The sequence below is a fragment of the Pseudoalteromonas sp. NZS37 genome, from assembly GCF_015864265.1.
Taxonomy (GTDB): Bacteria; Pseudomonadota; Gammaproteobacteria; order Enterobacterales; family Alteromonadaceae; genus Pseudoalteromonas; species Pseudoalteromonas arctica.
On record NZ_JADYXL010000005.1, the window covers coordinates 203,416 to 228,005 of the forward strand.

Here is a 24,590-nt window from a genome sequence, read left to right on the forward strand (position 1 = left end):
TGGCCTATAAATTGTGATTGATATACATTCACACATTTTGCCAGGTATTGATGATGGCGCTAAAGATTTAAACGAGTCTTTAGCGCTTTTAAAAATGGCGCAAAGCGACGGTATAACGCATATTGTTGCTACCCCACATATTCATTTAGGTCGGTATAATAATTCGGCTCCCCAACTTTTAAACGATTTAACCCAATTAAAAGCAGCTTGCTTAGCCCAAAATATTAATATAAATATTGCAGTAGCCGCTGAGGCTCGCCTTGATGTTGAGTTAATGCCGCTTGTATTAACTAATAAACTACCATTTATTGGCAAAAAAAATGGCTTTAATTATTTATTGTTAGAACTACCTCATTCACATGTGCCCCAAGGGTACGACAAATTTATTACTTGGCTCGCTAAACAAAATATAAAAGTGGTTATTCCTCATCCTGAGCGAAATCGTGATATTCAGTCAAACCTATTTTACATCGAAAAACTAACACAGTTAGGGTGTGAGTTTCAGTTAACAGCGTCTAGCATTGAAGGCCTATGGGGAGAGAAAGCTCAGTACATTAGTGAACATATGCTTAAAGCCGATTTAGTCAGTTATATTGCATCTGACGCTCATTCGGTTAATCGCAGGCCACCTATTTTAAGCAAGGCAAAAAAACGAGTAACCGACATGCTTGGTGAAAGTAAATCGCATGCACTGTTTGTAACAAACCCTAAGTGTTTAACTGAGGTATTGTTTAATGATTGAACAGCTGGTTATTAAGCGATTACAACTTGCTCTGTTGGCAATAGTTACGCTCATTATTTGTTATTTTAGTTTACAAAGTATGCGCGCTAATGCCTGGTATTTTAGCTCACTAAATACAGTACAAGAACTCAGTAACACCTCACCCCTTGATGTACCTGAGGTTTATAATCATGAGCTCAATAAAGCCCAAAATGCTATTAAGTTAGCCATAGAGCTTGAGCCTGAACATGCCCATTATTTACATTTTTTAGCGTATATTAAGCTTCTTGCTTTAGCTAATACCGATCAAACTGAGCAAAGTAAGCTCAATACTGAATATAAAGAGATACAATCGCTTTTACTTCATTCTACCCAGATTAGAAGCTCATGGGCTGAAACCTGGATTGAGCTCGCTAAAGTTACTAGTTACCAAGAAGGGCCAAGTAAACAAGTTTTAAAGTATATTGATCAGGCTAAAAAAGTAGGCCCATACAAACTTGATGTGCATTTAGGTATTATAGAAATTTCGTTAGCAAATTGGCAGCACCTACCTCCAGAGTATAAAGCACTGTACGTAAACTCTTTAAGCATGGCTGCCCAGTATGGTTATCGATTTAACAGTATTTACACTATTGCGGAACAATTAAATCAACTATCTACTTTGTGTATGTCGCTACAATTTGGCGCTGCATATGAAAAACTTAAACAGCGTTATATTTACAAACAAACCTGCAAATAAAAACGCCCAAAGGCTTATAAAAACCTCTGGGCTATAAAGTGACTCTAAATTGAGCCTAGCGTTAACTAAAAACTTTCTGGTTCGTTAGGGAGAAGAAGAAAGTACTGTAAAGTGTAGTAAAGCTACCTAATAAAGCATAACTAATTTTGCCATCTGGTTACATTTGATAACAAAGTATTAGATAAATTATGCGTTATTTGCACTTTAGTTTAACCCCTACTTATTAGCCATGTATTTTGTGCTAGATCGCGCGGCAGTGAATTTTTGATCTTATCCTTTTTCATTCTCGCCGCCTACTATGGTAACCATACCGCGTTAAAGCCATCTTACTATTTAGTAATAAACGACAAGCTCTCCTACTTAATAAGGAATATAATTATAATTCAGAGAGTAATATCTTCCATAGTTTATGATGAAACTAGTCTAATAACGTTTATTTAGTTTTTCCTCAGCCTTAACTATTCCTTTTCTGAGCTTTGATTTATTCCTAATTGTTCATGAATACTTCATCGAATACCGGCGAAATAATTTTTGTTCCATACAAATTTAAATGATCATCGTCGAAATAGAGTGGTTTTCCATCAATGTCTCCATGGCAAAACTCTGAATCACATAAAAATGGGATTGGGTTTAATATTTTAGCCCCGCATTTTTGGGCCGCTTTATTTTGCATCTCATACGCTGTTTTTTGACGAGTGTCATACTCTAATTTAGGAAGTTTTACTCTTTCCATTTGGCTTTGAATTAGTGCTGATCTAAACATGGATTTAGGTACATTAATTTTTAACTCAGGTACTGGCCTCAATAAATATACAGGATTATTTTCTGATAACTCACAAATAGTATCGACCATATGCGATACCAAGTTTTCTCTATAAGCATCACTTCTTGTTTGAAACCTTTTATCAACAAAACTGTCTGGGGGAGTGCTGATTTTATCTTCGTTGCGGCCGACTAAGTTTAGTGATGTTCTATTAATAATTATTATGGGTATGCCGCTAAACTCATTACCAGCGCGAGTAATTAAGTTACTCACTAGTTTTCCGCAAGAGTCATCTATAACGTTGCCTAGGTTGTCTGTAGTATAAAGCCCCTTTATGGTATTACAGGCGCTTAATCCCCAATCGATCACAGAACCATTATGTAGTTTTGCTTGAACACCAATACCCTCAATTAAGGCTTGTGCATGGCTATCACCTAAAACGATAGCTTTAACTTCACCATCACCATATCTACAAGACGGAGAATCTCCATCGATAAGTGAACCACAATAATGCTCTCGGTTATTTCTATGCATACCATTAGTAACTATCAATTGTTCAGAGGTTAGCCTAACCTCACTATCAAAACCGTTATTTGAAATAACTATGTATCCAGCTATTCCAACAGTTAATGCTAAATATAGCGGTTTACACTTTAAATAATCTAAACGTTTATTAAAATCACTTTTGAACTTAATTTTTTCAATATATTTGTTACTTAAAAATCCAAGTAGTACTGACAATGCAATGCCGATATAAATATAATTATCATTTAAAGAAAAATAATAAATGATTACAACTAGAGGCCAATGCCATAAATAAATCGAATACGACCATGCACCTAGTTTTTTAAAGACAATATTACTTGTGACGATACTATTGTTGCGTTGTGCTTGAATAACAAGAAATGCACCTAAAACAGGAAAAAAAGCAAAGTAACCAGGCCAAGGTGTATCTTTTGAAATTAAAAAGTAAGAGCCTAAAATAAGTACAATACCGGTCCATTCAACTAACTTTTTTTGTTTGTCTTTAATGCTAAATGGGTACAGGTATGCAACCCCACCTAGCAACATTTCCCACACTCTTGTGGGTAATAAAAAGTAAGCGCCTTTGGACCATTTATAAGTGACCAGAACACAAAATACAAAGCCTAAAATAGTGCTAAATAACACTACCTTTTTCATCATGTCTATAGATATAAATTTATATAGTGCAACAAGGACTAATGGGTAAATAAGATAAAATTGCCATTCAACAGATAATGACCACGTATGTAATAACCATTTTTCGCTTGATAAGGCATCAAAGTAACCTGATTCTAGCCAGTATGTTACGTTTGATACGAAAGCTACACTGCTAGCGGCATGTTTTCCTAATGCTTTATAGTCTTGAGGGGTAAGGTAAAACCAACCTAAAATTAATAATATAATGCAGAGAATGGCGAGCGCTGGAATAATCCTATTTGCGCGTGCAACATAGAACCTTAAAATAGAAAATTTTTGTTGTTCTAATCCTTTAAATATTATCCCTGTCATTAAAAAACCGGAGATAACAAAAAATACATCTACGCCTGCAAATCCACCAGGCATCCAAGATGAGTTAAAATGAAATAAAACAACAGCAATAACTGCTATGGCCCTTAAGCCATTAATATCTTCCCTGAACTGCAAACTATTATTCCTTATTTGATATACATTCTTTGTAAGTGAGACTTAGTAATAACGCTAGTAAATTAATGATCATTAATTTTATGTATTAGCCCAGCTATGACTAAGTTCATTTAAATTCTTTAGTATTATATGGTTAATAAATTGTAAAGTATATCCATTAATCCCAACTTATTAACTGCGTATTTTGCACTAAATCTCGCGGTAGTGAGTTTTTAATCTTATTTTTTTGCCATTTTCCGAGCCCAATAGGGCAACCACACAGCGTTAATACTACTTCCCCTATTGTTTGAGTTACTTCAGTTAAGCGTATATCTTTACCTTGAAAATAATCATTTGCTTGCTCGTTATTTAAAGCAAATATATTGTTTTTACACTCATTGCCAAATACGGTTGCATACTCATGCGTTAGTCTCACGCCATTTTTATGAATAATGCCAATCTGAATACCTAAACGAGCATATTTAATTTTGTTTTGTACGGCTTCAAACCCCTCAGGAAATAGCCATAGTTCTTTATCTCGCTGCATTAAGTTGCCAGGTAGGTTAGTTAACCCAAAGTGCTTTTTAAGCGATTGCATAAACGCAGCACTTTGTTTTTTATCAAACTCGTTAAACGGAAACGCGCCTTTTTTAACTGTTTGGTTTGGATTATTACAGCTTGCATGCTTTTTAAATTTTGCAATAAAAAAGCCTTCGCTGTCGAACGTTTGCGGCCATACATGTAAATAGCCTTCACTTGTAGTGGCTTTGCTGGCACCTTCAAATAAATCACTGAGTGACTCAGGCGCAATATAGTCACCAAACTCACTCAGTAAATAATCACACACTTGTTGGTTTTCGAGCGGGGTAAGTGTGCAGGTTGAATACACTAATGTGCCACCTGGCTTTAATGCATAAAAAGCGCTTTTAATTAAGTCTTTTTGTACTTGGGCTATTTGTATGTTTGATTCTATTGACCAATTTTTTAGTGCGTCGGCATCTTTACGTACTGTGCCTTCGCCAGAGCATGGCGCGTCTAGGAGTATGCTATCAAAGCATTCAAACATGTAGTTGCCAAATATAACGCCATCAAAGTGTGAGAGCGCACAGTTACCAACCCCCATGCGTTTTAAGGTAGCGCTAAGTACCTTTAAACGAGATGACGATAGCTCATTTGCAACAAGCACGCCTTGGTTATTCATAAGTGCTGCAAGCTGCGATGTTTTAGAGCCCGGTGCTGATGCCATATCAAGTACGGTGTTATTTTGAGAGTCTGCGAGTTCAATACTTTGCTTTAATGCGATAGGGGGCAGCATTGAACTTGCTTCTTGTACGTACATAGCACCGCTTAGGTGTAAGTCGGTATTACCTAGGGCTAGGTTTTGTTCTTCATCGTTTGGGCGCTCTAACCAAAAGCCTTCACTGCACCAAGGGATTGGGGTTAGCAGCCAATTTTTTTCAGTTGCACGTTTTACAAATTCTTCAATGCTAATTTTTAATGTATTAACGCGGATAGATTTTCTGAGCGGCCGACGACACGCATTTAAAAAGTCATCTAAGTTTAGATGCGCTGGTAAATAGGTTTTTACGTCATCAATAAAGTGCTCAGGAATAAAAGTGTTGGCGTTCACGCGTTAGCTCATGCTATAAAAATAAAGCGCGATAATAGCATTTATGCGAGGTGTTTTCAGCGCTAAAAAGCGTAACATCTGATTTATTACGCTGTCGACACTTCACTGTTTTAGTCCATTTTAAAACCATTTTCATGCGACTTTAGGTTAATAGTGTCGACAATTGGCGTGTTTTTTAGCCATTGTGATGTGTTTAAGGGTTGACATGTTTTTTTAATAAGCCCATAGTAACCACATTAATTGTCGACAATCTAAAAAATAACTTATGACACACACATTTTTAAACGAAGCGCCTATAACTACCGCATCAGATCAAGTATTTGTAGATATGCGCCGTGAGATTGTTGAAGGCAGTATAGTTCAAGGCAGTAAAATATCAGAGCCTGAGCTTGCCAAACGTTATGGTGTAAGCCGCGCAACGCTTAGAGAGGCGTTAAATCGCCTAGAAAGTTGCTACCTTGTTGAGCGTAAAGCTAACGTAGGTTGCCGAGTAGTTGCCCTTACTGCTGAGCGTTTGATTGAAGTTTACCAAGTTCGTAGTTCGCTTGAAGGCTTGGCATGTAGACTTGCTGCCGACAATATGGAACCCGAAGAAGTAAAAGGCTTAAAGCAATTACTTAATCAGCACCTACAAACACAACGTGTTAAAGAAGGCGAATCTTATTATCAAGAAGCCGGCGATTTAGATTTTCATTACCGTATTATTCAAGGCAGTAAAAACGCGCATTTAATTCATTTACTGTGTAATGAGCTCTATCAATTAATACGGATGTACCGTGTACAAATGGGTATGGTGGGGCCGCGTGTATCAAAAGCGTTTGATGAGCATTTAGCTATTATTAACGCCATTGAAAACCACGACGGCGAACTGGCCGAAATGTTAATGAAGCGCCACATCAGTGCATCGCAAGCAAATATTCAAACCAAATTTGATTTATACCAATCAATATGAGTATTCGAACAATTTAACGGATTAAATCGCTCCGTAACGTCGTTAAAAATTTTTTATTTACGACTGCATGGATGCAGGAGGTAGAGCAATGCAGGGAGCAATTGCCGAGAACCACTAAACATAAAAATTATTGCCTAGTTACAGAACGATTTTCTTATCGTTAAATAGACCTCATACCCATACAGATTGATATTAGTCGCAAAAAAAGAAGCTGCTAAAAGTTAGCAAGAGCAGTTAAACAGTCACAATTACATATTAAAACTATAAGTTACTCCACGTAGCAACCGTTCAAAGTGAGGAGAAAGTAATGTCAGCAGGATTAAAGTTTAAACACGCTATTGCCAATAACCGTCCGTTACAAGTGGTAGGTACTATTAACGCCTACACAGCAATGATGGCTGAAAAAATGGGTCACCAAGCTATTTACCTCTCAGGTGCCGGTGTTGCAAATGCCTCGTTTGGTATGCCTGATTTGGGTATGACCAGCCTTGATAACGTGCTTGAAGATATTCGTCGTATTACAGGTGCTAGCGATTTACCACTACTTGTGGATGCCGATACCGGTTGGGGTGGGGCGTTTAACATTGCACGCACAGTAAAAGAAATGACTAAAGCGGGTGCGGCGGGTTTTCATATAGAAGACCAAGTAGCACAAAAGCGCTGTGGTCACCGTCCTAATAAAGAAATTGTAAGCCAAGGTGAAATGGTTGACCGTATTAAAGCAGCGGTTGATGCAAAAACCGATAGCGATTTTTATATTATGGCGCGTACCGATGCATTTCAAAAAGAAGGTTTAAACGCTGCGATAGACCGTGCAGCAGCCTGTGTTGAAGCCGGTGCTGACGCTATTTTTGCAGAAGCCGTACACGACCTTGCTGATTACCAAGCATTTGCAAAAGCGATTAACGTTCCAATTTTGGCAAACATTACTGAGTTTGGCCAAACACCTATTTACACAAAAGAGCAGCTAAGTGATGTAGGTGTTGAAATGGTGCTTTACCCACTAAGTGCATTTAGAGCTATGAACAAAGCGGCACTTAACGTGTATTCAGCAATTTTAAATGAAGGCTCGCAACAAAGCCAAATTGAAAATATGCAAACGCGTTCTGAGCTCTACGACTTTTTAGATTACCACACGTACGAGAACACACTCGATACCCTTTTTTCATCAAAATCTGACAAATAATAATTATTTAATAAGGGCGTGTTGAACGTTGGTGGTTGAATTTGCAGCAGTGTGTTTGGTTTTTAGGCAAGGCAGAGCCTATGAAGTGTGGTTATTCCACATAAATAGGCGATAACGCAGCATAAAGACCAAACATGCGCTGCCCCTTAGGTTCTTTCTAGGGACGATTATCTCTTTGTTGCTCGGTTTTTACTTAGTCCACTAGGTTACAAACCTCGCGCCGCGATTTAATCGCCCCTAGATTGAACAAATTTCAATCCACAAAGTTCAATACGCCCTAAATCACACACAAATTTAAGATAGGAGAAGATCATGGTAGATAGAGCATTAGGCGGCGCGGGTTTACGCGGACAAGTGGCTGGTCAAACAGCATTGTGTACTGTTGGGCAAAGTGGTTCTGGTTTAACGTATTGTGGTTACGATATTAGCGAACTTGCTGAAAAAGCGCAGTTTGAAGAAGTGTCTTTTTTACTTTCACGCGGTGAGTTACCAACAACTAGCGAATTGGCTGAGTATAAAGCAAAGCTAAAAAGTTTACGCGGCTTACCAGATGCGCTTAAAACTGTGCTTGAAAATATTCCTAAAGACGCGCATCCAATGGATGTAATGCGCACGGGCTGCTCAATGTTGGGTAACCTTGAGATGGAGCTTGGTTTTAACCAAGCCAACGACGCAATCGACCGTATGATTGCAGTGTTCCCAAGTATTATTTGTTACTGGTACCGCTTTACACACGATGGCGTACGCATTGAAACACAAACAGATGACGACTCTGTTGGCGCACATTTTTTAACGCTGTTACACGACAAAGCACCTAGCGAGTTATTCGCACAAGTGATGAACGTATCACTAATTTTATACGCAGAGCACGAGTTTAATGCTTCTACATTTGCGGGTCGTGTGTGTGCATCAACGCTTTCTGATATTCACTCTTGTGTAACAGGTGCGATTGGTACGCTGCGTGGTCCACTTCATGGTGGTGCTAACGAAGCAGCTATGGATATGATTCAAGGTTTCACAAGTGCTGAACATGCTGAGAAAGAAATTATGGGCATGCTTGAACGTAAAGACAAAATAATGGGCTTTGGTCACGCGATTTATCGCGAATCTGATCCACGTAATGTAATTATTAAAAAATGGTCTGAAAAACTAGCGGCTGAGGTAGGCGATACGGTGCTTTACCCTGTGTCTGTTCGTTGTGAAGAGATTATGTGGCGCGAGAAAAAACTGTTTTGTAATGCCGATTTTTTCCATGCATCTGCTTATCACTTTATGGATATTCCGACTAAATTATTTACGCCAATATTTGTAATGAGCCGCGTTACTGGTTGGACTGCACATGTAAAAGAGCAACGCGCTAACAACCGTATTATCCGCCCAAGTGCCGATTACACAGGGCCAGATGCACGTAGTTACACACCAATCGAATCAAGAAGTTAATTATTTTTAACTAAGGTGAGCCAATGGCTCACCTTTTACGGCTTTAATGCTTTATATAATAAAAACAACTACAAACCTAAAGCCTTTCTTGAAAAATACCAATTGCACCCTCCATAAAATTGGTATTACATCCGTCACCAAATTAGCGAACCCTTACCATGACCATAATTAATAACACCCAATACCGTAAACCCTTACCAGGCTCAAATGTCGACTACTACGATACGCAAGAAGCCGTAGATGCAATTAAGCCAGGTGCATACGCCACGCTACCTTATTCATCACGTGTATTTGCCGAAAACCTAGTACGCCGATGCGACCCTGCCATGTTAACCGATGCACTTAATCAGCTAATTGAGCGCAAGCAAGATTTAGATTTTCCGTGGTATCCGGCGCGCGTAGTATGCCACGATATTTTAGGCCAAACGGCACTTGTTGATTTAGCAGGTTTGCGTGATGCAATTGCAGCCAAAGGCGGCGATCCGGCAAAAGTGAATCCGGTAGTACCCACGCAGTTAATAGTGGATCATTCACTAGCGGTAGAGCATGCCGGTTTTGATCCTGACGCATTTGAAAAAAACCGCGCCATTGAAGACAGACGAAATGATGACCGTTTTCACTTTATCAACTGGACAAAAACTGCCTTTAAAAATATTGACGTTATTCCACCGGGTAACGGGATTATGCATCAAATTAATCTTGAAAAAATGTCGCCGGTTATTCAAAACCGAGATGGCATTGCATTCCCAGATACACTAGTAGGTACCGACAGCCACACGCCACATGTTGATGCGCTGGGCGTTATTGCTGTGGGCGTAGGTGGGCTTGAAGCTGAAAGCGTAATGCTTGGCCGTGCTTCTTATATTCGCCTACCTGATATTGTAGGTGTTGAGTTAACAGGTAAGCGCCAACCAGGTATTACCGCTACCGATATTGTGTTGGCCATTACTGAATTTTTACGTGAGCAACGTGTTGTTTCTACTTATTTAGAGTTTTACGGTGAAGGTGCCGACGCGCTTACTCTTGGCGACAGAGCAACCATTTCGAACATGACGCCTGAATTTGGCGCAACTGCAGCCATGTTTTATATCGATGATAAAACAATAGATTACTTGCGTTTAACAGGCCGTGAAGAAGAACAAATAGCCCTTGTAGAAAACTACGCTAAAACAGCAGGCCTTTGGAGCGATAGCTTAAAAACCGCAAAATATGAGCGTGTGCTTAAGTTTGATTTATCAAGCGTGGGGCGCAATATTGCCGGTCCATCTAATCCACACCGCCGTGTATCGACAAGCGATTTAGCTAAAGAAGGTATTTCGGGTGTTGTTGAAAATGAAGAAGGCTTAATGCCAGACGGCGCATGTATTATTGCCGCGATTACTAGTTGTACCAATACCAGTAACCCACGTAATGTAATTGCCGCTGCACTCCTTGCCCGTAACGCAAATGCTAAGGGTTTAATGCGCAAACCTTGGGTTAAAACCTCATTAGCACCGGGCTCAAAAGCGGTGCAATCGTACCTTGAAGATGCAAACCTACTAACAGAGCTCGAGCAACTGGGCTTTGGCATTGTTGGTTTTGCGTGTACAACTTGTAACGGCATGAGCGGTGCGCTTGACCCTGTGATTCAAAAAGAAGTAATCGATCGCGATTTATACACTACCGCCGTACTTTCGGGCAATCGTAACTTTGATGGACGAATTCATCCTTACGCTAAGCAAGCATTTTTAGCGTCACCTCCTTTAGTTGTTGCATACGCCATTGCAGGTACTATTCGCTTTGATATTGAAAAAGGGATACTAGGGCAAGATCAACAAGGCAACGATATTACGCTTAAAGATTTATGGCCGTCTGACGAAGAGATTGATGCTGTAATTAAGGAAAGCGTTAAGCCTGAGCAGTTTAGAAAAGTATACGAGCCGATGTTTAATTTAACCGTAGATTACGGTGAAGATAACGACCCACTTTACGACTGGCGCCCAGAAAGCACCTACATTCGTCGCCCTCCTTATTGGGAAGGTGCACTTGCGGGTGAGCGCACAATGACCGGTATGCGTGCGCTTGCAGTGCTTGGCGATAACATTACAACGGATCATTTATCGCCATCAAACGCAATTATGGCAAGCAGCGCTGCTGGCGAATACCTGACCAAAATGAACGTCCCAGAGGAAGACTACAACTCGTACGCAACGCACCGGGGCGATCATTTAACAGCGCAGCGCGCAACCTTTGCCAATCCAAAGCTGCTAAATGAAATGGTACTTGACGAAAACGGCGCAGTTAAACAAGGTTCTTACGCACGGTTAGAGCCACAAGGTACTAATACCCGTATGTGGGAAGCAATCGAAGCCTACATGGAGCGTAAGCAACCGCTTATTATTGTAGCCGGTGCCGATTACGGGCAAGGTTCGTCGCGCGATTGGGCAGCAAAAGGCGTAAGACTTGCAGGCGTTGAAGTAATAGCAGCTGAAGGTTTTGAGCGTATTCACCGTACTAACCTAATTGGTATGGGTGTTTTACCGCTTGAGTTTAAAGCGGGCACAACGCGTAAAACTCTAAAGCTGGATGGCAGTGAAACGTACGATGTAGCAGGCGATTTAAAACCAGGTGCCACCGTTAATTTAAGTATTACTCGTAAAGATGGTGAAGTACTCACTGTGCCTATGAAGTGCCGTATCGATACCCAAGAAGAGCTTTCTATTTACGCGGCTGGTGGTGTGTTACAACGCTTTGCACAAGACTTTTTAGAAGCAACGCAATCTGCATAAGGGCAAGCATTATGTTTAAACCGCAAATTAAAGTGCCTGCAACCTATATGCGTGGCGGCACCAGTAAAGGTGTGTTTTTTAATTTAACTGATTTGCCAAAGCCTGCTCAAGTAGCAGGCGAGGCGCGGGATAATTTATTACTGCGTGTTATTGGCAGCCCCGATCCGTATGCTAAGCAAACGGATGGCATGGGTGGTGCTACATCAAGTACCAGTAAAACCGTAATCTTAAGTAAAAGTGAGCAAACTGACCACGATGTAGATTATTTATTTGGTCAAGTGGCGATAGATAAACCTTTTGTAGATTGGAGCGGTAACTGCGGCAACTTAACCTCAGCAGTGGGTGCTTTTGCCATTAGTAATGGTTTGGTCGATAAAAACCGAGTACCCGATAACGGTGTTGCTATCGTGCGTGTGTGGCAGGCTAATATTAAAAAAAGCATATTAGTGCATGTCCCTATGACAAATGGCGAAGTACAAGAAACCGGCGACTTTGAGCTCGATGGCGTTACTTTTGCTGCAGCTGAAGTAAAACTTGAATTTATTGACCCCGCTGATGGCGATGGCGCGTTATTTCCAACTGGTAATGTAGTTGATGATTTAGAAGTACCGGGTGTTGGTACTTTAAAAGCAACAATGATAAATGCAGGTATTCCTACCATATTTATTAACGCCACTGATATTGGTTATACCGGCACAGAGCTGCAAGACGATATAAATAACCATGTTGCAGCGCTTGAAAAGCTTGAAACCATTCGTGCTTATGGCGCTGTTAAAATGGGTTTAATCACTAACATTAGTGAAGCGCAAGCTCGCCAACATACGCCTAAAGTTGCGTTTGTTGCATTACCTTTAGATTACAAAGCATCTAGCGGAAAGCTTATTGAAGCTGCAAATATCAACTTGTTAGTACGTGCTATGTCGATGGGTAAACTGCACCATGCCATGATGGGCACAGCTGCTGTTGCTATTGGCACGGCTGCAGCAATCGAAGGCACACTCGTAAATATAGCCGCTGGTGGCGGCGCATTGAGTGAAGTTAACTTTGGTCATCCGTCGGGCACGCTAAAAGTAGGTGCTGAGGCTAAAAATAATGCTGGCAACTGGCTAGTTACCAAAGCAAGTATGAGCCGAAGTGCACGCGTATTAATGGAAGGGGTTGTAAGAGTCCCTCAGTAATTACTAAACATTTACTTTAGGTAAGTAAACAAGTTTTATAAACGTTTGCTTAGCTAAAGTAAAACCTACTAACATTCATTATAAACAATCCTTTTTCATTAATTTTTCGAATTATCCTCTTTTTTAGCTCTCATCCATCGCATTTACTTGAAGAATATAATTAACAAACTAGATTGTATGTAATATTCATTTAATAAAGTGAATATATTGTATCAATATGTGCTGGTTCTTTATGAGTGTCTATAGGTTATTGAATAATAGAGATGCTGATAAAGAAGTAGCTCATAGAATAAAGATAAATACTTCTATAAAACGTATAAATATGTAGCATAACTATATAGCTTAATGGTATTTTTAATGTTCTGGTAACAAAGGTTATGATTGTGTACTTTTTTAATGCTTTTTAAACATAAAAGCTTACACAAGCCACTATCAACTAAACTAATTTCTGATACTCATTCCAGGCTATCAAGGAGAAATAAATGGTAAAGCGTACGATCAAATTTACACCTATTGCAGCTTCAGTTGCACTTACATTAGGCTTAACAGCATGTGGTTCGGACAATGACAGAAACATTCCTGTTACACCTGTAGAATCTTTTACTGCAACAGGTGATGCACAGTTCAACATTGAAGTAACTGGTAAAGCAGTTAAAGGTTCAATGAAAAGTGCAGTAGTAACTGTAATGACTTTAGATGCATCTGGTCAAAGCGTTCCTGTTGCGTTTCGCTCAGCTGCTTCAGCAGAAGCAGAGTCTTTTTCTGAAGAAGCACTATCACAAAGTGCTGCTGATGCTGCAGTAGAAGCAAGTAAAATTGCTGCTAACCCTGAAGTATTAACTGATGAAAGCGGCCGTTACAGCATCTACTTAGATGATGACTTTACTGGACCAGTTTACATTACTGTTAAAACGTCTGCAGAAGGCGATGATAGCTTTTTACGTTGTGATGCTTACGTAGGTTGTGGCGATTACGATGTAGCGCCAGAAGAAGATGACGTAAATGATGGCGATACTGCGATTGAGTTTGGCGAATGGTACAAAACTGACCTAGAGCTTTCAGTTGTTAAATTTGTTCCAGCTGTTGAAGCAGATACATCTGGAGTAAGTGGTTCTGCAGGCGATGCTAATGTAGAAGCTTCTTATAAAGCTAATGTTACTTTCTTAACATCGTTAGTGGCGGCTCTTCTTCTTGACTCAGGTTCAAGTGTAGATGAAGACGCAATTGCTAAAGCAAGCTTAGATACTGTTGTACAAGTAATGGGTCAAGACGCTGCACTTTTACTTTCAGCTATTATTGGTGATTTATCTAACGGCGGCGCTGTAGATTTAAGTGATGTTGATGGCGAAGAAGAACTTACTGACGGTATTTTAGCAATTGCACAGCTTTCATCTTCAATTCAAGGTTTACCTTCAATTGGTGATGTAATGAGCAGCATTAAAGCTGGTATTAAATCAGGCCAGTTTAAAGGTAATGCTGATGCTAGCATTGCAGCAATAGCGACAATGTTACAAACAGCTATTACAAATACTGCAAATGTTTTTGTTGCCATTGCTACTGGTACTGAAGATGACATTAAAACTGCATTAGAAGCCGCTTTCGCAGCAAAAATTCCAGCTCCTACTGCTGGTGAGATAGTTGCATTTGCTGCTAACTCAGCTGATGTTGCTAAAAAAGCAAAAGCTGCTAAAGATAAAGCTGTTAAAAATGGTGCTGCAACTGATGCGAGCCTTGCAGCCGCTGCAGTAAAAGTTAAAAAAGCACTAGAAGTAATTGGTTGTACTGGTGCAGAATGTACAGTTGGAGATGATTTTTATACAGCTCTAGCAGCTGCTTTAACAGTAGAAGTTACAGCTTCTCAAACTGCACTTACTGCATTAGAAATGAGCATTGAAACAGCTCAAAGCTCACTTGCAGATGTTCAAGCAATGGGTGGCGATGCTCTTACAGCTGATAACGCAGCTGCATTTGTAAGCGCTGTTACATTACTGAAAAATGAAGCTACTACGGCTGATTTAACAGCTAAAGCAGACTCTATTTTTGTTAAATCACAAGGCTATGTAACTGCTGCAAAAGCGTTAGTTACTCAAAGCTCTGATTACCAACAAGTTCTTGATTCTGCAACGTCGTTGCAAACAGATGCATCTGTTGCTGTAACTGACACCGCTGCATACGACGCGGCACTAGCTGCACTAGTAGCTGAAGCTGAAGCAGCGATTACAGAGTTTGATGTGGCTCTTGCTGCTGCAAAACTAGTTGCTGAAGACACTGCAGACGTTGCTGATGAGAAAAAATCAGTAGCAGACACAGCTGAAGCGGCTTCTACTAGCGCACTTGCTAACGCAGAAAATGCAATGGTAGATACTGCTGCAAACGCTGCTGAAGCAAAAGAGCTTGCAATGACTGCCGTTACTGCTGCGTCTGATTTTGCTGCTGCTGTTGATGCACTTGAAATTTCTATTGAGCAAGCACTTGTTGCTGCTAATGCCTACCTAGAACTTGAAGGCGAAGGCGCACAAGCAATGATTGATGCGCTTACAGCTATGCAAACAGCTGCTGTAGCTCAAGGTGAACTAGCTAGCGAGCAATTTGTAACAGCTTATAATCTACAGCTTGCTGCTGAAACTGCAGTTGCAAAACTTGAAGTACTAACTTCTGTTAAAGCTACATCAGAGTCTTTAGCGACAATGACTGTGCTTACTAACACTGGTGGTCAAGCGGTTATCGATGCAGCAGACGTTCTTGCCGACGTAATTGATGAATTAGCTGAAATGGGTAATAACTCAGGTACAGGTACTTCAACTCGTAATGCTGATTGGGATTATGCTTATAATTTAGATGATCTTACGCTAATGCTTAGCAATGCGACTACAGGTGAGATGATCAGCGCAGCTGCATCTTATCAAGACAATCAGCTTGTTGTTGCTTGGGGTGCTACGCTAGTAGGTGAAAATGACGCTTCAGTTAAGCTTGTAACTGCTGATACACAAACACAAGCACTTACAGATTGTGTTGAATTTGCCGCTGGTACAATTGATTCAACTCAAATTGATTCATGTTTAGTATTTACTTTTGATGGCGCAGTGACGGCTGAAAATGTAGATGACGCTGAAATTGTAATGACTGAGATGTCGAACCATGTTGAAATTGTTGATGGTGATTCTGGCTTCACTGGTATGTTAAGTATTACAGCTGATGATGCAACAGATTCAGGCTCTATTACATTAGAGGGTGTTTCTGGTGATGTAGACTTTAAAGTAATGACTACATACCTTGACAGCGACATGGAAGAGACAAGTGCTCTAGATATTACTGTAAATAATGCAATGGGTTATACATTGTCTATTACTGGTAATGAAAGTGCAGGTTACACTGGTGACGTTATGGCTATGTACAATGAGATGATGATGTCTTTTGGTACTGCAACTAAAACAACAAACGGTCTTTCAATTACTTACATTGATGGTGACGTAGTTGATTACACTGATGTTGATTTAATTGATTCATCTAAGTAATATTTAAACTATAAAAGGGGAAAGCAGTGCTTTTCCCTTTTTTTATAGAAAGCGATTAAATTATGAAAAAAAAAATTCTCTTGTTAGGATTTTCAACAGCTTTTATTTCTCCTCTTGCTTCCGCAGATAACCAATTTCAAATTTTTACCCACTTTGACGCAGAAATTTATACTGAAGCACAACCAGTACAAGCTTTTGTAGATGATTTTGATGCTCCATTAAAATCGGGTGACAGTGCATTTACCTATAATATATTTGAAGTAGGTGTTGGCTACGGTAATTTTAAGGTAGGTTTACAAAGTCGTTACGACTATGTCCTTAACTTTGATCCTGATACAGCTAAATATACTCATACCGAAAAAAATGATCTAGAGTTTGAAGATAGATTTTATACATATTACCTTGATGCTAAACAAGCAACGTCTAACGGTGTATTTGTATCTTATGATTTTAAATTTTTAGATAAAAATGCATTAACAATAACACCTAAACTTTCTGTTTTTGCCAGCTCACACTATCAAGATGCCACTGTAAATGGTGAAATTTATAGTGATGAAGTTGAAGGCGCTGTAACTGTTGATTACAACTTTTCAAAAGATATATTATTTAAAAAGTTTTCACCTTCAGAAAAGCCTGAAGGGCTTGGCTATAGCCTAGATATTTTTGCTGATTGGCAAGTAAACGATGAGCTTCAGGTTGGCTTTAGCGTAAAAGATTTGCTTTATAAAACAGAGTATGAAGACAGTGGCTCCGTAAAAGGTCAAACTACTGAAATTCCATTTAGCGAAGATGACAACGGCGATATTATTACTCAGCCAACAGTTTCATTAAAAACATCTGCATTTGGAAATACGGTATCTCATGATTTAGAAATGGAAATGCGACTACAAGCATTTGCCGATTACAGAATAAACGACCGATTTTCGACTCAGTTAACTTTAAAACGTTACGACAAAGACACGTTCAGCCAATTAAAAGGCCGTATACACTTTTGGGATCATTGGAAAGTACAGGCAGGCTATGAGACAAAAAGTGAAGCATTTTTAGTTGGTATAGAAAACGAGTATTTTGGTCTTAATTTACAAACTGATAGCCTAGATTTAGATAAAGCCTATTATGCTAATGTGAATTGGTACGTGAACATTAAGTTTTAAGGAATGAAGATGTTAAAACAAATTATACCCTTAGGGGTAGCTATTGCATTGGTAGGTTGTGGTTCTTCATCAGACAGTGACAGTTCAGAGTCTGTTGCAGTGAGTGAGATTGCTACATCTTCTTCTGTGAGTTTTTATGTATCTAATTGGCAATCACCACAGGGCACGCTTAATGTTTTAGATAGCGACGGGGTGGTGCAAGAATCAATTGAAGTTGAAAACATCAATACTGCGAGTGTAAGTGTAACTCCACTTACTTTTAATAGTTTTGAGTTTATACCGAGTGATACTGCTCTACCTTGTCCTCGCTTTACAGGTTGTGGCAGAACAGTTCGTGGTGATGTAAATGACTTAAACGCAAACCGTTTAATAGACTACCAAGAATTGACAGCCGTTACTCTTAATTACAAAGCAGATGCATTTAGTGCACCAGGTGTAAATACGGTTTATTTATCGCCATTGAGTAAAGCAATTACAGATGAAGGCTTTAGTGCTACGCAAGCTAGTTTATCAGCCACGCCTTTTTATCATTTAACGCACAGCAATTTAAATGCAAGTGTTGAAGCAGAAATGGTTACTAATGCATTTACTTATGCGGCAATTTTAGCTGGTGTTGCTGATAGTACGTTTAGTGTTGAAAGTGCTTTTAATGCATTTACTAACTTAGAGACTGACCAGCAAGCATGGCAAGATTATAGCGATTTAGCAGCGCAGTATGTTACAGATAACTTATTTAGCGACCAAGGTAATGCTTTGCTGCAAAATGTAGCTGGTCAAGTTAAGCAAACAATTGCAAGTGTAACTACATTTACAAATTGGCAGGCTCGCTCAACAGAAGTTCAAAGCTTAGATTCTAGAGAGTTACTTGTTGATACACGAAATATTATAGGTGCTGCAAGACTTCAAGAAAAAAGCTATTCAGATGAATTAGACGTAAAATTTGCTGAGCTTGAAGGTGCGTTTGATGAAGACACACAAAGAACACTTGATGCACTTACTAATGCTTTAAACGAAGTTATTACAAATTATTCACCACTAGCTGATGGCTCTACACCATCAGGACAATATAAACTTCGTGACTTAGATATTGATTACAGCCAATCACCTTATACTTGGGCTATAACTGGCACATATGATGATTTACCTATAACAATTGATTTATCAATTCCAACATTTAGAGTAAGTGGTGTATTAGGTAATAAAATTGAAGGTGTAATGAGCGCAACGATCACAAATGGTGCTACGGTTTTAAGTGTAGATGTAAGTGAGTTGCTAATTCAGTTTGATGGTATAGATGCTCAAAGTGAATTAAATCCAGAAGCCGACACAGGTATTACACAGGTAACTACCAATGTAATTATCAATAAAGCCGCTGGTAAACTTGAAGGTGACTTATCACTAAACTTAAATCGCTTTGTTAATTCATTAGGTGAAGAGTCTACGACGTTATCTACTTTTGATTTTAATGGTGATTACGTAAGTGACATTCAAGACACTGCATTTCATATCACTGCAGTAGAGGCTTCGCCTTTTATTGGTGAAGATAATGACGATTTAGCATTTACTTTTGAATTAGATTTTCCGTTGAGTGGTGCAAGCGATTTTAAGTTTGCTTACGTGGGCGATGTTGAAAACTTATCAGAACTTACCTCTACAGATATATTTGTTAGCATAAAAAACCGTGCGTTAGATTTACGTATTCGTGATGTTAGTGGCAACATTAATCTAATAGCGAAAGGCGAAAATGGACGTTGGTTAGATGTAAAGCAAAAGGGCCGTAATTACAGTGGCGGTTTATATTTTGGTGATACTAAACTAGCTGATGTTACTGCAGTACGTGGTATTCCTGGTGTTTTATTTCCAAATGGTGAGTTTGAATCGTTATTTTAACCATTAGTTAAGTGGTTTTAGAAATATTCAAAATCCGATATTAGTTTTCTAGTATCGGATTTTTTAATGCTTGTTATATTAGTTAAATGCGCCTGAATCAAGGTAGCTGCCGATCCCGAGTGTAAACATCCATATCCCCCATAAACTATGCTCAATAACACACACGACGGTTGAGCGGCTTTGTGCATAGGTATAAGCAAACAGTAAGCCACCTAAAAATGCTAAGGCTACTGCAATCCAATTTGCATACACACTATGCGCCAACGCAAATACACTTGCACTAACTACAATACGCACTGCTTTTTTGGGCATGATGCGTTTATAACGATGAAAAAAATACGTTCTGAATATTAACTCTTGAGGAATAACCGACAGTATTGGGTAGAGCAACAACAGTAAAAGCCAATCATTAAACGAGTTGCGGGGAAGGGTAAACCAGTTGCCCTGATGAATAATCCCGTAAAACATACCCGAGAACAGCGCACCTAAAAAAAAGAAGCTAAACACACGTTTTTTAACAGCAGAAAATTGCCCAAGGCTTGTAAGCCTAAAACGTTTAAAATGCGGATCGCCCAGTAGCAACATACAACACACGCTCATTAAAATAATAAGCGCAGGAATAAGCCAGTTAGCTAAATGCTCGCGTAATCCAAAACCCAACAAGGGGAGTAATACAAAAATAAGGGTAAATTCAAACCAGCGATATTGATTGGCGTTCAAGGTCGTCTCAACTTGTTTTTTTAATAAGCTATCAAGCTAAGACGACATTTTTATGACGAGATTAGTAATCTACAAAGTGATCTATAAAATTATTTTGCAGGTTCTTCTTCACTAGGGAGGTATTTGTACAAGGCAATAATAGTGGCAAAAATACTCACAAAGGTAATACCCATTAAACCAAATACTTTAAAGTTGACCCAAAAGTCGAGCGAAAAGTTATACGCAATATAAATATTCAGCCCAGCGATACCAGCAGTAATAGCAACCCACATTAAGTTAAGCTTATCCCATAATGGCTCTGGAACAACAATAGCTTGTTTTGTATCGTTAGCGTTTTCGAGAATTGAACTAAGCGCTTTTTTAACGAGATTTTTTTTAAGTACATAACGGCTAACAAGTAACGTTAAGCTTAAACCTGCGTATATGAGTGTTGCTTTCCATTTTATGTATTGCTCATCATGAAGTACCAGCGTTAACGTGCCAAACACGGCAGCAATGCCAAAAAATATCCACTGACGAGTAGGCACAGAGCCATGTTTAAAGTAGCTATAAGCAACTTGAATGAGCGTAGTGGCCATTAATAAACCGGTAGCCCAGTAAATATCGACTAGCTTAAAAACTGCAAAAAACAGTATGAGTGGGATGTATTCAATTAATGCGTGCATAGCTTACCTAAATTATACAAAAAAGAGTCAAAGGCTTTTTACCACATAAAGCTTAGCAACTACAAGGTTGACTTGTTGCCCTGTAACCCTTAGCCTGCGTGGCTTTATTGCCAATTTGGTTTGGTATTTTTTATATCATCATATTCCCACGCTTAACCAACACTGATTTGGCGTGTATTTAGGAGCCTAAAATGAATAAAGCAGAACTCGTTGCTGCCATTGCACACAAAAGTGAATTAACAAAAAAAGATTCTCAAGCGGCACTTTCAAGCTTGCAAAAAGTAATTACTAAATCGCTTTCTGAGGGCGATCAAGTTCAAATAAATGGCTTTGGTACGTTTGCACTAAGTTATTACCCAGCGCGTACTGGACGTAACCCGCAAACAGGTGCTGCAATTGAAATAGAAGGCGCTAATAAAGCGGTTTTTAAACCGGCTAAAGCGTTAAAAGATCTACTTTAATTCTATTTAAGGTTTTAAACCCCGTATTGATAGATAAGTTACATGAGCGCGAAGTAAATTCACACCTACGGGTATATGTTGTAGGTGAGGTTTTACACCTCGCGTTTGGTGGCTTTAAATTATATGAGCTGGAAATAAATTCGCACCTATGTAGATTATTCATAATCTCTAAATGATTTACATGGCATTATAAATCCACTTACATTAAATCCTTTATTTTCAATTACTTGTCATCGGCATGCATTATGCTGTTTAACTGTGTGTTTCGAACATATTTTTAAACAATACCAGTCCGCTTATATATGGGGTCTATTGAACGTTAAGAAAATTACGCTAGAACTAGGCAAAAATTTTTCGTATTTAGTTGTTCTAAATGAAAGGTTTTTAACGACGTTATAGTGCGATTTAATTCGTTAAATTGCTCAAAGATTTATGCAGGTTGGTATCAAATAAGGAGATCTCAATGAGTACATTACAAACAAGCACACGTTTACAAGGCAAAAAAATTGCAATTTTAGCCACTGATGGGTTTGAGCAAAGTGAGCTTTTATCTCCACGCAGCGCATTACTTGATGCCGGTGCAAACATCGAAATAGTATCAATTAAAGAAGGCCAAATTACGGGCTGGGATGAAGACAAGTGGGGCGATAAAGTAACAGTAGATAAACTAGTTACAAACGCAGACCCCGCTGATTATGACGCGCTTATGCTACCTGGTGGTTTATTTAACCCAGACAGTTTACGCCAAGATAAAGATGCTAAAGCCTTTATTGATGGCTTTTTTGGCGCAGAAAAAAATAAACCCGTTGCTGCTATTTGCCATGCGCCGTGGCTGTTAGCCGAAATTAATAAACTGCGTGACCGTACTATTACCTCTTTTCCAAGTATTAAAAGCGATTTAATTAATGCAGGTGCCAATTGGGTTGACCAAGAAGTATGTGTAGATAAAGGCTTAGTAACGAGCCGAAGCCCAGCTGATTTAGAAGCATTCAATGCTAAATTTATTGAAGAGATTTTAGAGGGTAAACACCAAGCTCACTAATTTTCTTTTTAAAACGTTTGGATATTGATACAGCGTTTGATTTTAAAAAACAAAAAAGGGCATTTTAAATGCCCTTTTTTTAATGCGTATAAAACACGCCCTAGTTAGATTATAGCGATGTAGCTGCTTTCATATCGGCTACAAAAGCTTTTAGCTGCGCGGTCATTACAGGTAAATCATTAAGGTTAGCTTCAATAATTTTAACTACAGCAGAGCCTGAAATAGCACCGGCTGCTCCTGCATTAAGAGCCGCTTTTACATCATCTGGCGTTGAAATACCAAACCCTAAAAGAGCAGGGGCTGCATGGTATTCTTTTAATTTAGTAACAATATTACCAGCAGGCATTTGTGCTTTAGTATCGGTACCGGTAACACCTGCGCGCGATAGTAAATACGTGTAACCACGACCGTAAGAGGCGCACTGTTTGAGCGTGTCGTCATCGGCATTTGGTGTTGCAATAAAAATTGGGTCTACACCGTTATCCATAGCTGACTTTCTAAACATTTTAGATTCATGTAAAGGCACATCAGCCACTAAAATTGAGTCTACGCCTACTGCTTTTGCATCTTTATAAAATGCTTCTATACCACGTTTAAACACAAGGTTTGAATACAATAATAAGCCAATTGGAATATCGGCGTTATACTCACGTATTTCTTTAATAATATCAAAGCAATCTTGTGTGTTAATGTGCACATCGAGGGCGCGAATATTAGCTTTTTGAATTACTGGACCATCTGCAATTGGGTCAGAAAACGGAATACCAAGCTCAAGCGCATCAGCGCCGCCGTCAATTAGACTTTTAATAATCGCAATACTTTGCTCTTTACCTGGGTCGCCAATCGTTACAAATGGTACAAACGCACCTTGTTTTTGCTCGTTAAGCGCTGCAAACATTTTGCCGTAACGATCCGTTTTTACTTGGCTCATAGCTGACCTCTTTCAGTTAGTACATTGTGAACGTGTGCTAAATCTTTATCGCCACGACCACTTAAATTAATCACTATAACACTTTCCTCGGTTAGCTCCTCTGCGTACTTAAGCGCATAAGCTAACGCATGGCTTGATTCAAGCGCCGGAATAATCCCTTCATTTTTAGCAAGCGACTGAAACGCATCAAGCGCTTCTGTATCGGTAATACCCACGTATTGAGCGCGACCAGTTTCGTGTAAAAATGCATGTTGAGGACCAACAGCTGGGTAATCAAGACCCGCTGATACCGAGTAAGACTCTTCAATTTGGCCATCATCATTTTGCATAATGTACGTATAAGTACCGTGCAATATGCCTTTTGTGCCTTTACAAATTGTTGCACCGTGCTCATTTGTATCAAGCCCTTTACCAGCAGGCTCAACACCAATTAATTTAACGCCTGGCTCGTCAATAAAGTCAGTAAACATACCAATTGCGTTTGAACCACCACCAACACAGGCAATAACAGCGTCAGGTAAACGACCTTCTGCTTTAAGTACTTGTTGCTTAGCTTCTTCACCAATAATTTTTTGATACTCGCGTACAATTGTTGGGAATGGGTGAGGACCCGCAGCTGTACCTAGTAGGTAATGTGCGTCTTGGTAATTTGCTGACCAGTCACGCAGCGCTTCATTTACTGCATCTTTTAATGTGCCAGAACCCGCTGTTACCGGAATAACTTCTGCGCCCATTAACTTCATTCTAAATACGTTAGGTTGCTGACGTTCAACGTCTTTTGCGCCCATATAAATACGACATTTTAAACCCAGTAAGGCACATGCAAGCGCGGTTGCAACACCGTGTTGACCGGCACCTGTTTCAGCAATCACTTGTTTTTTACCCATACGCTTAGTAAGTAACGCCTGACCAAGTACTTGGTTTGTTTTATGTGCGCCGCCGTGTAGTAAGTCTTCACGCTTTAGATACAGTTTTACTTTTGGGTTTTTAACTAAATTGCGCGTTAAAGTAAGTGGGGTAGGACGACCCGCATACTCGTTTAATAATTTACTTAGCTCTGCCTGAAACTCAGGATCTTTTTGTGCTTTGTTAAATTCGTTTTCTAACTGCTTAAGCGCAGGGACAAGTAACTCGGGTACAAACATACCGCCAAACTCGCCAAAATAAGCTGGATTTTGCATTTTAACC

18 protein-coding genes are annotated in these 24,590 nt (G+C 39.4%); 12 read left to right on the top strand and 6 right to left on the bottom strand.

The window, feature by feature from the left end; translation table 11 throughout:
* The first annotated feature begins 13 nt into the window (after nt 1-13).
* Both I6F47_RS11470 and I6F47_RS11475 read left to right on the top strand, forming a co-directional pair.
* Entirely contained in the window at nt 14-742 is a 729-nt protein-coding gene (locus I6F47_RS11470; RefSeq protein WP_197183887.1) for a tyrosine-protein phosphatase, read from the top strand.
* Entirely contained in the window at nt 735-1,460 is a 726-nt protein-coding gene (locus tag I6F47_RS11475) for a VpsP family polysaccharide biosynthesis protein (protein ID WP_197183888.1), read from the top strand. The genes I6F47_RS11470 and I6F47_RS11475 overlap by 8 nt, the downstream gene beginning before the upstream one ends.
* Nucleotides 1,461-1,947: 487 nt before the next feature.
* Here I6F47_RS11475 and I6F47_RS11480 read toward each other — a convergent pair whose 3' ends face one another.
* On the bottom strand, nt 1,948-3,891 hold the full coding sequence (locus tag I6F47_RS11480; RefSeq protein ID WP_197183889.1) for an acyltransferase family protein: 1,944 nt from the start codon (nt 3,889-3,891) through the stop codon (nt 1,948-1,950).
* Nucleotides 3,892-4,048: 157 nt separating this feature from the next.
* Entirely contained in the window at nt 4,049-5,500 is a 1,452-nt protein-coding gene (rsmF, locus tag I6F47_RS11485) for a 16S rRNA (cytosine(1407)-C(5))-methyltransferase RsmF (protein WP_197183890.1), read from the bottom strand.
* A gap of 265 nt (nt 5,501-5,765) precedes the next feature.
* Between rsmF and I6F47_RS11490 the strand changes: the two genes are divergently transcribed.
* The 8 genes from I6F47_RS11490 to I6F47_RS11525 all read left to right on the top strand — a co-directional run bounded on the left by I6F47_RS11490 (nt 5,766) and on the right by I6F47_RS11525 (nt 19,583).
* Complete coding sequence (locus I6F47_RS11490; protein WP_197183891.1) at nt 5,766-6,452, top strand: GntR family transcriptional regulator; 687 nt, start codon at nt 5,766-5,768, stop codon at nt 6,450-6,452.
* A 307-nt stretch (nt 6,453-6,759) separates the two neighbouring features.
* Nucleotides 6,760-7,638 (top strand): methylisocitrate lyase, encoded by an 879-nt coding sequence (prpB, locus tag I6F47_RS11495; protein WP_002962361.1) that lies wholly within the window; start codon nt 6,760-6,762, stop codon nt 7,636-7,638.
* Nucleotides 7,639-7,950: 312 nt separating this feature from the next.
* Complete coding sequence (gene prpC / locus I6F47_RS11500) at nt 7,951-9,078, top strand: bifunctional 2-methylcitrate synthase/citrate synthase (protein WP_197183892.1); 1,128 nt, start codon at nt 7,951-7,953, stop codon at nt 9,076-9,078.
* A 158-nt stretch (nt 9,079-9,236) separates the two neighbouring features.
* Nucleotides 9,237-11,846, top strand: coding sequence for a Fe/S-dependent 2-methylisocitrate dehydratase AcnD (gene acnD / locus I6F47_RS11505; protein ID WP_197183893.1), 2,610 nt, complete (start codon nt 9,237-9,239; stop codon nt 11,844-11,846).
* Between the two features lie 11 nt (nt 11,847-11,857).
* Nucleotides 11,858-13,024, top strand: a complete 1,167-nt coding sequence (prpF, locus tag I6F47_RS11510; RefSeq protein ID WP_197183894.1) for a 2-methylaconitate cis-trans isomerase PrpF — start codon at nt 11,858-11,860, stop codon at nt 13,022-13,024.
* A 482-nt stretch (nt 13,025-13,506) separates the two neighbouring features.
* Entirely contained in the window at nt 13,507-16,539 is a 3,033-nt protein-coding gene (locus I6F47_RS11515; protein ID WP_197183895.1) for a hypothetical protein, read from the top strand.
* 62 nt (nt 16,540-16,601) lie between these two features.
* Nucleotides 16,602-17,693, top strand: coding sequence for a hypothetical protein (locus I6F47_RS11520; protein ID WP_165721479.1), 1,092 nt, complete (start codon nt 16,602-16,604; stop codon nt 17,691-17,693).
* Between the two features lie 9 nt (nt 17,694-17,702).
* Nucleotides 17,703-19,583 carry a hypothetical protein gene (locus I6F47_RS11525; protein WP_197183896.1) on the top strand — a complete coding sequence of 627 codons (1,881 nt, stop codon included), beginning with the start codon at nt 17,703-17,705 and terminating at the stop codon, nt 19,581-19,583.
* Between the two features lie 78 nt (nt 19,584-19,661).
* Here the strand turns inward: I6F47_RS11525 and I6F47_RS11530 are convergent, their stop codons facing one another.
* Nucleotides 19,662-20,303, bottom strand: a complete 642-nt coding sequence (locus tag I6F47_RS11530) for a CPBP family intramembrane glutamic endopeptidase (RefSeq protein WP_197183897.1) — start codon at nt 20,301-20,303, stop codon at nt 19,662-19,664.
* Between the two features lie 89 nt (nt 20,304-20,392).
* On the bottom strand, nt 20,393-20,968 hold the full coding sequence (locus I6F47_RS11535) for an inner membrane-spanning protein YciB (RefSeq protein WP_197183898.1): 576 nt from the start codon (nt 20,966-20,968) through the stop codon (nt 20,393-20,395).
* A gap of 191 nt (nt 20,969-21,159) precedes the next feature.
* Here I6F47_RS11535 and I6F47_RS11540 point away from each other — a divergent pair, with 191 nt between their 5' ends.
* Together I6F47_RS11540 and I6F47_RS11545 are read left to right on the top strand one after the other, a co-directional pair.
* Nucleotides 21,160-21,429, top strand: a complete 270-nt coding sequence (locus I6F47_RS11540) for an HU family DNA-binding protein (RefSeq protein WP_007375441.1) — start codon at nt 21,160-21,162, stop codon at nt 21,427-21,429.
* 463 nt (nt 21,430-21,892) lie between these two features.
* A complete protein-coding gene (locus I6F47_RS11545; protein WP_007582489.1) occupies nt 21,893-22,471 on the top strand; it encodes a type 1 glutamine amidotransferase domain-containing protein in 579 nt (192 codons plus the stop codon).
* Between the two features lie 109 nt (nt 22,472-22,580).
* Here the strand turns inward: I6F47_RS11545 and trpA are convergent, their stop codons facing one another.
* Together trpA and trpB are read right to left on the bottom strand one after the other, a co-directional pair.
* The gene (gene trpA / locus I6F47_RS11550; protein ID WP_197183899.1) at nt 22,581-23,402 is read right to left on the bottom strand and encodes a tryptophan synthase subunit alpha; all 822 of its coding nucleotides are present in this window, start codon (nt 23,400-23,402) and stop codon (nt 22,581-22,583) included.
* A complete protein-coding gene (gene trpB, locus I6F47_RS11555) occupies nt 23,399-24,583 on the bottom strand; it encodes a tryptophan synthase subunit beta (protein ID WP_010554212.1) in 1,185 nt (394 codons plus the stop codon). Before trpB ends, trpA begins: the two co-directional genes overlap by 4 nt.
* Between the last annotated feature and the right edge of the window lie 7 nt (nt 24,584-24,590).